Genomic DNA, 13,059 nt, shown 5'->3' with positions numbered 1-13,059 from the left:
ATTATATTAGAGGAGGAGCCCAAATGTCTTTACTTCCTAAGTTAAAGAGTGAATTATTTAAAGCGTTGGCCCATCCAACTAGAATCCGGATTCTAGAATTATTAAAAGAAGGGGAAAGATGTGTCTGTACTATTTATGAAGAGCTTGAACAAAGTCAACCTAATATTTCTCAGCACTTGAGTAAATTAAAGAATGCTAACTTGGTTGAGAGTAGAAAAGATGGCTTGCAGGTTTATTATAAATTAAAAGGTGAAGGGATTTTAGAGATTTTACAGTTGGCTAAAAATATTATAGTCAAACAAATAGATGAAACTAGAGAAGATATAATAGAGGAGGATTAGAAAATGATTAAAGCGTTGGCTGATTTAATAGTTTATAATTGGTTAGGATTTGATCAGGCTACTCGTTTAGGTGAGTCAGTCCATTTCTTTGTCTATGATACTACTAAGATATTATTTCTATTGTCAGTAATGATTTTCTTTATTTCTATTGTACGGAGTTTCTTTTCTCCCGAGAAGACAAGAGAAGTGTTAAGTCATAAGAATAAATATGTAGGTAATTTTGTGGCTTCAGTAATGGGGGTAGTTAGTCCCTTTTGTTCTTGTTCTACAGTACCAATCTTTATTGGCTTTGTAGAAGCGGGGATTCCACTCGGAGTAACTTTTTCCTTCTTGATTACTTCCCCAATTGTTAATGAAATAGCTTTAGTGATGTTGTACTCATTATTTGGGTGGAAAATTGGTACACTATATTTAGTAAGTGGGATGGCAGTAGGAATTGTTGGTGGGATAGTGATTGGAATTTTAGGATTAGAAGATGAAGTAGAAGAGTATGTATATCAGATAGAAGCTGATGGAGATAATACTGAAGAAGAAGAGATGAGTTGGGAAGAAAGAATTGAGTATGCTAAAGGAGAAGTCAAGGATATAGTAAGTCGGATCTGGAAGTATGTAATTATCGGAATTGGTATTGGAGCCTTAATTCACGGTTATGCGCCAGCAAAGTTATTAGCTCAGTATGCGGGCCAAAATAATCCTTTGGCAGTACTGATAGGAGTTGGATTAGGGATTCCACTTTACTCTAATGCTGCAGGAACGATTCCTATTGCTGAAGCTTTATTGAATAAAGGAGTAGCACTAGGAACTACTTTGAGTTTTATGATGGCTACTGTAGCCTTATCTATACCACAGATGGTGATTTTAAGAAAAGTGATTAAACCTAAATTGATTGGAATCTTTATTGCAGTAGTAGGAGCAGCCATTGTAGGGGTTGGTTATATGTTTAATTTTGTTGATTTAGCTTTTAATATAGCAATGTAGTATAATAGTTGATAATTGACAATTGACAGTTTACAATTAAAAGTCAAAACTGTATAATCTTTTGATTTATAATGGGTTTAAGGAATTTTAATTGTCAATTGTCAATTCTAAATTGTAAATTAATTAATAAAAGGAGGAGATTAATCATGAAAATTACTGTTTATGGTCCAGGTTGTAGTAATTGTGTTAGTTTAGCAGAAAATGCTCAAGCTGCTGTTGAGGAGTTAGGAATTGATGCTGAGGTAGAAAAGGTAGAAGACGCAGCTGAAATAGCTAAAGCTGGTGTGATGAGTACCCCAGGATTAGGTATTGATGGTAAGGTTAAAGTTAAAGGTAGAGTACCTAATAAAGATGAAATTAAAGAATTACTTAAGTAGTTTTTAGTAGAGGGGGCTAGTTGGCCCTCTCTTATTTCTGTAAGTCTTTACTATCACGATATTTTCATAAAGATAATTTCTTTTATAAATACATAAGACCATTGAGATATAGGAAGTTTACCTTTAATCTCAATGGTCTTATAAAACCAGTTATTCCGATGCAGTTTTTAATGCTTCATCATAAGTAACTCTATCTTTAAACTCTTCTAACTTGCCGGTATTCCAGTTCTCTGTAGGAGTAATGAACCCGACGACGCGGGAGTATGTCTGGCATCTAGTTCTTTCTTCATTTTCATTATTATTGCTCATCAAAAACACCTCCTTTTAAAGATTAATTTCTAATCAAGACTTCTTCAACATATTCAAGCAATATGTTTTTAAACTCCTCTAGTTTTGTAGGAGGAAATTCTTTGACCTCAAGAAATTTTGGATCTAAGGTATTTTTAGGTCTGAAATTTTGAATATAATGTTGGTTAGCCCCACTAATTAATTTACCAATTTCATCAATTATTTTATCATCATGAAGAGTGGGCACAACAGTAGTACGAAACTCATAGTCTATAATTGAGTTTTTTATTATTTCAATACTTTTAGATATGGAACTTTCAAATCCTGATTTACCTATAATTAATTCGTTTTTAGAAAAAGGAGCTTTAACATCCATAGCAATATAATCAAGCAGTTCTTGATTGATTAAGTTAGAAAGCAATTCTGGATTACTGCCATTGGTATCCAACTTAACTTTTAACCCTTTATCTTTAACTTGGTTTATAAAATTAAATAATCCTGGTTGTAATGTAGGCTCTCCACCTGTAATGACTATACCATCAATTAATTCTTTTCTGTGGTCTATAAAGTGCCATATTTCATCTAGTGGTATAAAATCTTGTTCCTCCTTAGCAGAAGCAATTAAATTAGGATTATGGCAGTAAGGACACTTCATATTACATCCTTGCGTAAAGATAATACTAGCAATTTCTCTAGGATAATCAATTAAGGTTGTCTTTTGCACACCGGCTATTTTCATAGTATCAATCCTTTATTATTCTTCTTTATAACCTATTTCAGCATCACATTTAGGACAGTATTCATGCTCTCCAGCTAGATAACCATGTTTCGGACAAATGCTAAAAGTAGGTGTAATTGAATAATATGGTAGTTCAAAGTTATTAGCTAACCTACGGACTAATTTTTTAGTGCTTTCATTTGAAGGCATTCTTTCTCCTAAGAAACCGTGTAAAACCGTACCCCCATTGTATAATTTTTGTAATGGATCCTGTAATTGGAATGCTTCAAAGATATCAGTTGTATAATCAACAGGAAGCTGAGTAGAATTGGTATAATATGGATCCGCATTTTCTGTTTTAACGCGTTCTTGATTAGCACAGATAATTTCATTACCAAATTTCTTTTTATCCAAATTAGCAAAGCGATAAGAAGTACCTTCTGCTGGTGTAGCTTCTAGATTGTAAATATTACCTGTTTCTTCTTGGTACTCCACCAATTTATCTCGCATTGCTTCCATAACTTCTATAGCAAATTCTCTACCTGCTGGAGTACTGATATCTTGGCCCATAAAGTTAAGTAAGGCTTCATTCATGCCATTAAGGCCAATTGTGTTAAAGTGATTTTTCCAGTACTCATCGAAACGTTCTTTAACTTCACGTAGATAAAATTTACTATAAGGATATAATCCTCTATCAGTTAATCTTTCTAGCACTTTACGCTTGATCTCTAAACTCTTTTGAGCTAAGTCCATTAGTTCATAAACTCGATCAATAAATTCTTCTTTATCTTCTGCCTGATAACCAATCCGCGGCATATTAAGAGTAACTACTCCAATGGATCCGGTCATAGGATTAGAGCCAAATAGAGCTCCACCACGCTTACGAAGTTCTGTATTGTCTAAGCGCAATCGGCAGCACATACTTCTGACATCTTCGGGATCCATATCCGAATTAACCATATTATTAAAATAAGGAATTCCGTATTTAGCTGTCATCTCCCAGACTGGTTCTAAAACTTCATTATCCCAGTCAAAATCTTCAGTGATATTATAAGTAGGAATTGGAAAAGAGAAAACCCGACCTTTTTTATCCCCTTCTAACATAACTTCAGCAAAGGCTCTATTAAACATATCTAACTCTGCTTCAAATTCTCCGTAAGTTTCGTTTTGGTATTCGCCACCAATGATTACTGGTTCATCTTGCATCATCTGTGGTACATTTAAATCCATAGTTATATTTGTAAATGGAGTTTGGAAACCAACTCTAGTAGGAACATTTAAGTTAAAGATAAATTCTTGCATACCTTGTTTAATTTCTTTATAACTTAAATCATCATAGTGGATAAATGGTGCTAAGTAAGTATCAAAATTAGAGAAGGCCATTGCTCCTGCTGCTTCACCTTGTAATGTATAGAGAAAGTTAACTGCTTGCATTAGAGCAGTATTAAAGTGTTTAGGAGGTGCACTTTCTACTTTAGTAGAGACTCCTCCAAAACCATTTAATAATAGATCTTTTAGATTCCAGCCACAACAATAGACAGAAAGATTGTCTAAGTCGTGAATATGTAAGGAACCGGATTTATGTTCTTCTCTAACTTCTTTAGGATAGATTTCTTGTAGCCAGTATTGAGCAGTAACTTCTGCGGAAATATGATTATTGAGTCCTTGCAAAGAATAGCCCATATTACTATTTTCATTTACTTTCCAGTCACTACGGTCTAAATAATCATCAATTGTATCAATAGCATCATTAAATAATTCTTCCGTATTTCTTAATCTAGCATGTTGATCTCTATAAAGGATATAAGATTTAGCTATATCAGATTTACCTTTATCTATTAGAGTTTTTTCTACTAAATCTTGGATTTGTTCTACAGTAGGAACAGGGTCCGATTTAGCAATAATTTTTAAATGAGATACCACTTCTTGGGTTACTTCTGTAGCTAATTGTTGTCTTTCTTGATTTACTGCTTGACTAGCTTTAATAACTGCTTGTTTAATTTTTTCTTGTTTAAAAGTAACTTGTCTACCGTCACGTTTTTTAATATAATCAATGCTCATTAATCTGCCTCCTTTGCGACAATGACGATTTTATCTTATTTTGGAGTGGATGTCAACTATATATAGTGCATTTATCCTTGAATAACACAATATATAGTAGGTGGAAGAGGATTTAAGCTTCTTTTTCTAGCTCAAACTGTTTTTTTTATTTTATATCTAGAGCAGTATTGATTGTAACGTATCTAGTAAAAAAGTTCAATCTCATGATTAGTATTTTTTTAGAATAATAATATTTATAAGAATTCAATCTTCCTAGTTTATTCTATTTGCGAATTAAAAAGATGAGTGATACAATTAACTTAACTACTAGTTAAATAAAGAAAGGTTGGGTTAATTGATGTCCAAAACAAAACGTAGATTAGGCATTTTATTAATAATAGTTATGTTATTTGCTGCCGGAATGACAGGCTTTTTCTTTCATAAAGTGCAAGCTGATGATCAAATAGTTAACTCACAAGAAGAAACTCAAGAGTTAAATCCACTCAAGAAGTTATATCTTGTCTTAAATGTGGTTAAGAAAAATTATGTAAAGAAACCTGATGTTGATAAGTTAATTACAGGAGCTATTGATGGTTTATTAAATTCATTGGAGGATCCATATACAGTTTATTTTTCACCTGAAGAATACGAGAATATGAAAGAAGAAATTTCTGGTGAGTATAGTGGAATCGGGATTGTAATTACAATGAAGAATAACCAACTAACAGTTGTATCTCCTTTTGCTGGTACTCCAGGAGATGAAGCTGGCCTTCAAGCTGGTGATCAGATTATGGAGATTAATGGTAAAGCTACTGCAGATATGACAATGAAGAAGGCAGTTAGTCGGATGAAGGGGCCAGCTGGTACTGATGTAAACTTAAAAATCAAACGTAAGTTAGAAAAGAACAAAGATGATGCACCAGAAGTGAAGGAGTTGGAGTTAGGGATTACTCGGGCAGAAGTAGAAGTGCCTTATGTAACTTCAGAATTAAAGCAAGAGAAAATAGGTTATATTAGATTAAGCCAGTTTGTAGAAGAAGCAGGAGCTAAAGTTTCCACGCGGATTAATAAGTTACATAAGCAAGGTGCTCAAGCTTTTATTTTAGACTTAAGGAATAATCCCGGAGGTATTTTAACTCAGGCTCGGACAGTGACTAGTAACTTTATAGATCAAGGACCAGTGGTTCATATTAAAGATAGAGCAGGAAATAAAAAAACTTATTCTGTAACAGATAAAATTGATGCTACTGCTGCTCCGTTAGTTGTCTTGACTAATAAAGGTAGTGCTAGTGCTTCAGAAATTGTAACAGGAGCTGTTCAGGATCACAAGCGAGGCACTGTAATTGGGGAAAAGACATTTGGTAAAGGAGTAGTCCAGAGTGTAGTACCTCTACCAGATGGTTCAGCAGTTAAATTAACTACTCAGCGGTATTATACGCCTGAAGATAGATATATTAATCACGAAGGTATTAATCCAGATATAACAGTTGAACAAAATCTTGATACAGAAGAAGATGAACAATTACAAAAAGCAATTAAGGTGTTAGAGCAAAAACTAAACTAGAGAGGAATTAGGTTGATGAGGTGGCAAAAAATAAGTGCTTTATTAGTTAGTTTGTTGTTGGTTAGTCTGGTAGTAGCTTGTACCCAACAGAGTCAACCAGTAACTGACCAGGATAAGCCAGAAGATAAAACAGAGTCTAATATTAAAGTAGATTACGAATCGGAAGTAAGTAAGATAGATAAAAAAGTAGATCAGATATTAGCAAGATTGGATCTAGATCAGTCGCAAGAGTTATTGGTTACAGAAAAAGAACGTCAGAAAGTGACTAATGATTATCAGTTTAGCTGGGATTATAACCATCGTAAGTTAGAAGTCCCTCTATTTGGTCGGCAGGGTAAACTATTATCCAGCTATCGTAAAAAGATCATTAGTCAGTTAGAAGAAGATTTTTTAGTGATTAGTACTAGTTGGCAACAAGAAGAAAAAAACAAACTGACTGTTAAATTAGGCTTAGCAGCTCAACGAGAGTTAGATCTTGTAACTCATAAATTAGAGTTTGTCCAACAACCTCCAGCTGCTAAAATGGCTGTGATTATTGATGACTTAGGTTTTAATCGGGCTGGGACTACAGAGTTATTAAGTATTGAGCGACCTTTGACGTTAGCAGTTTTACCTGGTCGTCCTTATTCTGAATATGATGCTCAATTGGTAGCTGAAGCAGGTCAAGAGTTGATTTTACACCAACCTTTAGAACCGTTAAATGCTGTAGCTGATCCCGGTTCTGGAGCTATAAATACTTCAATGAGTGACCAGGAAATCAAGACTACTTTAGAGGATAATTTGGATCAATTACCAGAAGTTACAGGCATCAATCATCATATGGGCTCTAAAGCATCAGCTAATAAACGAGTAATGAGAACAATAGTAGAAGTCTTAAAAAAGCGAGGACTATATTATGTAGATAGTAGTACTTCTGGTCAGTCAGTAGGTTTTGAGATGGCTAGAGATCATAAGTTATCAACAGAAGTTAATTATCTCTTTATTGATAATATTGACCAGCAAAACAAGATAGAAGAAATGATATTGCGATTAGGAAAGATTGCTCTCGAAAAGGAAGAATTAGTGGTGATTGGTCATGTGAAGAAGAATACAGCCCAAGTTTTAAAAGAGACGATTCCTCAACTAGAAGACTGGGGCATAAAGTTAGTTCATGCTTCTCAATTAGTTGATTGATTTAAGCACCTTACTTTGTTAAGGTGCTTTTTCTTTATGTGTGCTCTGTAGATTATGAAAATAGTAGATGAGAATTCTATCCATGCTGTTTTCGTCGTATCGGTGTGTGAAACCAATAGTAACAGGGTGTCTATCGTGAGATAGAATCTGAAGAGTTTGAGGTGAATAGTCAGCCTAAAACAATATGTGAACCGTCGGTGGCATTTAGTAGTGGCGATTCACCATAAAAATGAAGAAGTCCAATGTCGACTTGGGGGATGCAGGTGGCTCTGGATAAAAAGCGAGATAACGAGAGTGTCCATGTCGAATTACTAGGTGTGATTATGGTTGGGATGGCTATAATAGTTTTCGTAATTGACCAGAGGAGTCTCTAATATAGTTCTGTATAGAAATCTATAGAGATAAATGATGGTATAACCTAAAATGGGAAAGCCAGAGTGAGGATATATTAGAGTTCAGAAGCTATCATAGTAGCGAAAAAAATCAATGAAAGTTGATTACAGTGAAGGATAGTCAGGTTATTGAAGTTAAGAATAGACTGTCAATGATATCTTAATAAGAATGGTTTAGACGCTATTAAAGATAGTGAGCTCTAAAAGAAATATAGACAGGAAATAATAACTGAAAATATGATGAATTTAGGGAATACCATGACTTAAGTAGTAGTGAACTAAGAGGTGCGATTGGTGAGAGCCTAAAGACGTGCTTAGGAGTACTATGAAGATAAGGGTTAAGATATCGAGACAGGAAAGAAAGAACTGGTAAGTAGTGAAATTAGGATAGGTGAAAAAAATTTTCGAACCTTATACAGTCTGAAAGATTTAATCACAGATAAATGGCGAATGCATAAGGCAGGACAAAAAGTGCTGGCTAATGGTGGTTGTGGTGGAATTGATAATGTAAGTATCAATGAATATAGAAATAACTATAAACTGAATATGCAAGAATTATATAGGCAGTTAAGAGAGGATAGATATGAGCCACGACCAGTACTAAGAACGTATATCTCAAAAGAAAATGGAGAAAAGAGACCACTAGGGATTCCAGTAATTAAAGATAGGATTGCCCAACAAGCAGTCAAACAAATCTTAGAAATATACTTTGAGAGATTGTTTTGTGAATGTTCTTTTGGATTCAGACCTAACAGATCAACCCATGATGCAATAGAGAAAATAGAAGAATATAAACAGCAAGGTTACGATTGGGTAGTAGATGCAGATATAAAATCTTATTTTGATACTATAAACCATGATTTATTAATGGATTTTATAGTAGAATATATAAGTGATGGATGGGTATTAGACTTAATTAGATCGTGGCTAACTGCAGGAGTCATGACCGAAGAAGGAAGAAAAGAGACTAAAGAAGGAACACCTCAAGGAGGTGTGATCTCTCCTTTATTAGCTAATATCTATTTACATTACTTTGATAAGAAGATGACTCGAAGGGGATATAAACTAGTTCGCTTCGCTGATGATTTTGTAGTATTGACCAAAAGTAAAGATAAAGCCAAAAGAGCATTACAAGTAACTCGTCAGATAATAGAAAATGAATTAAAATTAAAACTCCATCCTGAGAAGACAGTGATAACAAACTTTTATGATGGGTTTAAATTTCTAGGATTTAGATTTCATCATTGGTATTATAAAAGTCCAAGAGATAGAGCAATAAATAACTTTAAAGATAGAATAAGAGATATAACTAGAAGAAATAGACCTCAGAAATTGGAAATAATAATTGATGAGTTAAATTTAGTACTAAAAGGCTGGGGACATTACTTTAAAATAGGCAATATCAAAACATTATATAGGAAATTAGATAAATGGATAAGAATGAGAATACGTTCTTTCATAGAAGGAAAGAAAGCGATAATTCATCAGAATTATCGCTTATCGAATAAGTTTTTAAGAGAAGAAGGACTAGATTCACTGCTTACTGATGTGCTGTAATCGAGAGTGAAATATACATCTATGGTAACATAGAGTCGCTGACTTACTCTCTGATATGGAGCACCAATAACCGAAAGCTGTATACGGGAAAACCGTTCGTGCAGTTTGATAAGGGGTCCCAGCTGTGAAGCTGGTCCTACTTTATTAGTGTCAGTAAAGTAGTTATTTATCTTAGTAAATAGTTGAATAATATTGATATATTGTGTCACCATAGGTGACACAGTCGTGAGTCATGTGTCGTGAGCTGTGGGCTAAATCAAAATCTTCAAACTCAAAATCAAAACCACTATAACTTTTAAACTTTAGGGATTGAATTAAATTTTGACTTTGAATTGGCTCATGACTCATAACTCATAGCTCACGACTATTGATATAATGTGTCAATGACACATTATATCAATTATACTTCAACTATAAATTGTAGACTGAATAAAGGAGGTAATAGAGATGCCGGAGTTTCAATTAGTATCTGAATATACTCCTCAAGGTGATCAACCTGAAGCTATTGAGCAGTTGACTACAGGAATCAAAAAAGGTATGTCAGAACAGACTCTATTAGGAGTAACAGGTTCGGGGAAGACTTTTACTATAGCAAATGCAATTGAAAAGGTGCAAAAGCCGACTTTAGTGATTGCTCATAATAAAACATTGGCAGCTCAATTATGTAGTGAATTTAAGGAATTTTTTCCCCATAATAGGGTTGAATACTTTGTCAGCTATTATGACTATTATCAACCAGAAGCCTATGTGCCGCAGAGTGATACTTATATTGAAAAAGATGCTTCAATTAATGAAGAAGTTGATAAATTACGTTTATCTGCTACTAGTGCCTTATTTGAACGTGATGATGTAATTATTGTAGCTAGTGTATCTTGCATTTATGGGTTAGGTAATCCAGCAGATTATTTAGATTTAACTTGTCATCTAGAGTCAGGGATGATTAAGGATAGAGATGAGATTGTTAAAGAGCTAGTTAATATCCAGTATGAACGAAATGATATGAATCTCCAGCGAGGAAGTTTTAGAGTCCGAGGCGATACTATTGAAATCATGCCTGCTTATGAGGATAGAGTTTATAGAGCAGAGTTATTTGGTGATCAGATTGATCGGATCAGCCAGATTGATGCAGTTACTGGTGAGATACTAGACAAATTGACTGAAGTAACTATTTATCCGGCTAGCCACTTTGTTAAACCGCAGGATAAAGTTAATCGGGCGTTAAAATATATTGAGCAGGAATTAGAAGAAAGATTAGAAGAATTACGAAGTGAGGGAAAGTTAGTAGAAGCCCAGAGGTTAGAAGAGCGAACGCGATATGATATGGAGATGTTAGCTGAAGTTGGATCTTGTTCCGGGATTGAAAATTACTCTAGATTGCTAGAAGATAGACCACCAGGGTCTCGACCACAAACATTATTGGATTATTTTCCAGATGATTTCTTATTAGTAGTTGATGAATCCCATAAGACTATTCCTCAGATTGGAGGTATGTATGCTGGGGATCGTTCCCGCAAGGAGAGGTTAGTAGAACATGGTTTCAGACTACCATCTGCTTTAGATAATCGGCCCCTAAAGTTTGCTGAATTTGAGAAATTAGTCAATCAAGTTATTTATGTATCTGCTACGCCAGGAGAATATGAATTAGAGGGCAGTGGACAGGTAGTAGAACAGATTGTAAGACCAACTGGTTTAGTTGATCCGGAAATAGACGTGAGACCAATTGACCATCAGATTGATAATTTATTATCTGAAATCCAAGGTGTAATTGCTCAGAATGAACGAGCACTAATTACTACTCTAACTAAGAATATGGCTGAGGATCTAACAGATTATTTGGCTGAGGCAGGAATTAAGGTCCAGTATCTTCATTCTGATATAGATACAATTGAACGATTAGAGATTATTAGAGACCTGCGTTTAGGTAAGTTTGATGTATTAGTAGGAATCAACTTGTTGCGCGAGGGATTAGATATTCCAGAAGTTTCACTAGTAGCTATTTTAGATGCTGATAAAGAGGGCTTTTTAAGATCCACTACTTCTTTAGTGCAGACAATTGGCCGAGCTGCTCGAAATGTAAATGGGAAAGTAGTTATGTATGCTGACGAGATGACTGCTTCAATACAAGAAGCACTAGAGGAGACAAGGAGAAGAAGAGAAGTTCAGTTAGAATTCAATCAACAACATAATATTATACCGCGAACAATTACTAAGCAAGTTCGTGATGTATTACGGCCAGTAGATATGGTAGCTGAATCAGAAGCTGAATATAATAATGAAGAAGAAGCAGAAGAGATGGCTGAAGAAGAGATAGAAGCTAGAATTGCAGAATTGGAGATAGAAATGAAGGAAGCAGCAGAAACTCTTAATTTCGAAAAAGCTGCTGAATTACGAGATAGAATTGAAGAGTTACAAAAGAAATAATAATTTTATGTATCTAATGAGGAGGGGTAATCATGAAAATTGTAGTATTAGATGGTCATGCTTTAAATCCAGGGGACTTAAGTTGGAATCCTTTGGAAGGATTTGGTGATCTAACAGTCTATGATCGAACACCGCAAGAGAAAATTGTAGAGCGAATAGGAGAAGCTGAGATCATTTTTACCAATAAGACTTCTTTAACCAAAGAAATTTTTGCTCAGGTTCCCCAAGTTAAGTATATTGGAGTGTTAGCAACGGGCTATAATGTGGTTGATCTAGATGCGGCTCAGAAGAATGATATTGTAGTTACTAATGTTCCTGCCTATGGTACTAATGCAGTAGCCCAGCATGTATTTGCTCTATTATTGGAGTTGTGCAATCATGTCGGAGAGCATAGTCAAGCAGTTCAAGAAGGGGTTTGGGCCAACTCTCCTGATTTTTGTTTCTGGAATCACCCAGTAGTTGAATTAGCAGGAAAGACAATAGGGATTATTGGTTACGGAAGAATCGGACAGCGGACTGGTGAGTTAGCACAAGCCTTTGGGATGGATGTATTAGTTTATGATAAACAGCAGAATCAGGAGTTAGAAAGTGATACGATAGAGTATGTAGAGTTAGCAGATTTATTACAGAATTCAGATGTGATTAGTTTACACTGTCCTTTATCAGAGAGTACTAAGGGGCTGATTAATAAAGATGCTATTGCTCAGATGAAAGAAGGAGTAATGATTGTTAACACAGCAAGAGGAGGATTAATTGTAGAAGAAGACTTAGCAGCAGCTTTAAATAATGGTCAGGTAGCCGGAGCTGCTGTTGATGTTTTGTCAGTTGAACCTGCTCAGATGGATAATCCTCTTCTCAAGGCTAAAAATACTATTATTACTCCTCATATTGCTTGGGCCTCCCAAGAGTCAAGACAGCGGTTAATGAATATTGCAGTTGATAATTTAGAACAGTTTTTAGCAGGTGATCCAGTGAATGTAGTGGTGGCACCATAGGTGACACAGTCGTGAGCTATGTGCTATGAGCTATCAGCCAATTCAAAACCTTTAAATTCAAAATCTAACCCCTTAAAATTACTATGTTTTAAGGGGTTGAATTAGATCTATGGTTTTGAATTTGATTTGGCTCACGACACACCCTACAGGTCTGGAAAACAGATCTTCCGTAATAAAAACCATTTGCAGACAGCTGATAGCTGTGGCACGAAAGT

At 34.9% G+C, this 13,059-nt stretch carries 11 protein-coding genes; 8 read left to right on the top strand and 3 right to left on the bottom strand.

Features of this window, described 5'->3' with window-relative positions; translation table 11 throughout:
* The first annotated feature begins 23 nt into the window (after positions 1 to 23).
* The 3 genes from ACYQ3D_RS06500 to ACYQ3D_RS06490 all read left to right on the top strand — a co-directional run bounded on the left by ACYQ3D_RS06500 (position 24) and on the right by ACYQ3D_RS06490 (position 1,696).
* On the top strand, positions 24 to 341 hold the full coding sequence (locus tag ACYQ3D_RS06500; protein ID WP_459837223.1) for an ArsR/SmtB family transcription factor: 318 nt from the start codon (positions 24 to 26) through the stop codon (positions 339 to 341).
* A gap of 3 nt (positions 342 to 344) precedes the next feature.
* Positions 345 to 1,319: a permease gene (locus ACYQ3D_RS06495; protein ID WP_459837221.1), complete on the top strand. Its 975-nt coding sequence runs from the start codon at positions 345 to 347 to the stop codon at positions 1,317 to 1,319.
* 146 nt (positions 1,320 to 1,465) lie between these two features.
* Positions 1,466 to 1,696, top strand: coding sequence for a thioredoxin family protein (locus tag ACYQ3D_RS06490; protein ID WP_459837219.1), 231 nt, complete (start codon positions 1,466 to 1,468; stop codon positions 1,694 to 1,696).
* A 150-nt stretch (positions 1,697 to 1,846) separates the two neighbouring features.
* On the opposite strand, the gene nrdD is transcribed toward ACYQ3D_RS06490, so the two are convergent.
* The 3 genes from nrdD to ACYQ3D_RS06475 are packed head-to-tail and all read right to left on the bottom strand — an operon-like array spanning position 1,847 to position 4,763.
* Positions 1,847 to 2,005, bottom strand: coding sequence for an anaerobic ribonucleoside-triphosphate reductase (gene nrdD / locus ACYQ3D_RS06485; RefSeq protein ID WP_459837217.1), 159 nt, complete (start codon positions 2,003 to 2,005; stop codon positions 1,847 to 1,849).
* 22 nt (positions 2,006 to 2,027) lie between these two features.
* Positions 2,028 to 2,723: an anaerobic ribonucleoside-triphosphate reductase activating protein gene (locus ACYQ3D_RS06480; protein ID WP_459837214.1), complete on the bottom strand. Its 696-nt coding sequence runs from the start codon at positions 2,721 to 2,723 to the stop codon at positions 2,028 to 2,030.
* A gap of 15 nt (positions 2,724 to 2,738) precedes the next feature.
* Entirely contained in the window at positions 2,739 to 4,763 is a 2,025-nt protein-coding gene (locus ACYQ3D_RS06475) for a ribonucleoside triphosphate reductase (RefSeq protein WP_459837212.1), read from the bottom strand.
* A gap of 337 nt (positions 4,764 to 5,100) precedes the next feature.
* On the opposite strand from ACYQ3D_RS06475, the gene ACYQ3D_RS06470 reads away from it, so the two are divergent.
* The 5 genes from ACYQ3D_RS06470 to ACYQ3D_RS06450 all read left to right on the top strand — a co-directional run bounded on the left by ACYQ3D_RS06470 (position 5,101) and on the right by ACYQ3D_RS06450 (position 12,844).
* On the top strand, positions 5,101 to 6,306 hold the full coding sequence (locus tag ACYQ3D_RS06470; RefSeq protein ID WP_459837210.1) for a S41 family peptidase: 1,206 nt from the start codon (positions 5,101 to 5,103) through the stop codon (positions 6,304 to 6,306).
* 15 nt (positions 6,307 to 6,321) lie between these two features.
* Positions 6,322 to 7,479: a divergent polysaccharide deacetylase family protein gene (locus tag ACYQ3D_RS06465; protein WP_459837207.1), complete on the top strand. Its 1,158-nt coding sequence runs from the start codon at positions 6,322 to 6,324 to the stop codon at positions 7,477 to 7,479.
* Between the two features lie 842 nt (positions 7,480 to 8,321).
* Positions 8,322 to 9,428, top strand: a complete 1,107-nt coding sequence (gene ltrA / locus ACYQ3D_RS06460; RefSeq protein ID WP_459835761.1) for a group II intron reverse transcriptase/maturase — start codon at positions 8,322 to 8,324, stop codon at positions 9,426 to 9,428.
* A gap of 447 nt (positions 9,429 to 9,875) precedes the next feature.
* Positions 9,876 to 11,849 carry an excinuclease ABC subunit UvrB gene (gene uvrB, locus ACYQ3D_RS06455; protein ID WP_459837206.1) on the top strand — a complete coding sequence of 658 codons (1,974 nt, stop codon included), beginning with the start codon at positions 9,876 to 9,878 and terminating at the stop codon, positions 11,847 to 11,849.
* A gap of 32 nt (positions 11,850 to 11,881) precedes the next feature.
* Positions 11,882 to 12,844: a D-2-hydroxyacid dehydrogenase gene (locus ACYQ3D_RS06450; RefSeq protein WP_459837204.1), complete on the top strand. Its 963-nt coding sequence runs from the start codon at positions 11,882 to 11,884 to the stop codon at positions 12,842 to 12,844.
* Positions 12,845 to 13,059 lie beyond the last annotated feature (215 nt).

This window comes from Halanaerobaculum tunisiense (assembly GCF_054657635.1).
This window is presented reverse-complemented; position numbering and strand designations above follow the sequence as displayed.

Bases quoted from the DNA above. Each gene is read 5' to 3' on its own strand.
- ACYQ3D_RS06500 (WP_459837223.1), top strand. From the start codon at position 24: ATGTCTTTACTTCCTAAGTTAAAGAGTGAATTATTTAAAGCGTTGGCC.
- ACYQ3D_RS06495 (WP_459837221.1), top strand. From the start codon at position 345: ATGATTAAAGCGTTGGCTGATTTAATAGTTTATAATTGGTTAGGATTT.
- ACYQ3D_RS06490 (WP_459837219.1), top strand. From the start codon at position 1,466: ATGAAAATTACTGTTTATGGTCCAGGTTGTAGTAATTGTGTTAGTTTA.
- nrdD (WP_459837217.1), bottom strand. From the start codon at position 2,005: ATGAGCAATAATAATGAAAATGAAGAAAGAACTAGATGCCAGACATAC.
- ACYQ3D_RS06480 (WP_459837214.1), bottom strand. From the start codon at position 2,723: ATGAAAATAGCCGGTGTGCAAAAGACAACCTTAATTGATTATCCTAGA.
- ACYQ3D_RS06475 (WP_459837212.1), bottom strand. From the start codon at position 4,763: ATGAGCATTGATTATATTAAAAAACGTGACGGTAGACAAGTTACTTTT.
- ACYQ3D_RS06470 (WP_459837210.1), top strand. From the start codon at position 5,101: ATGTCCAAAACAAAACGTAGATTAGGCATTTTATTAATAATAGTTATG.
- ACYQ3D_RS06465 (WP_459837207.1), top strand. From the start codon at position 6,322: ATGAGGTGGCAAAAAATAAGTGCTTTATTAGTTAGTTTGTTGTTGGTT.
- ltrA (WP_459835761.1), top strand. From the start codon at position 8,322: ATGCATAAGGCAGGACAAAAAGTGCTGGCTAATGGTGGTTGTGGTGGA.
- uvrB (WP_459837206.1), top strand. From the start codon at position 9,876: ATGCCGGAGTTTCAATTAGTATCTGAATATACTCCTCAAGGTGATCAA.
- ACYQ3D_RS06450 (WP_459837204.1), top strand. From the start codon at position 11,882: ATGAAAATTGTAGTATTAGATGGTCATGCTTTAAATCCAGGGGACTTA.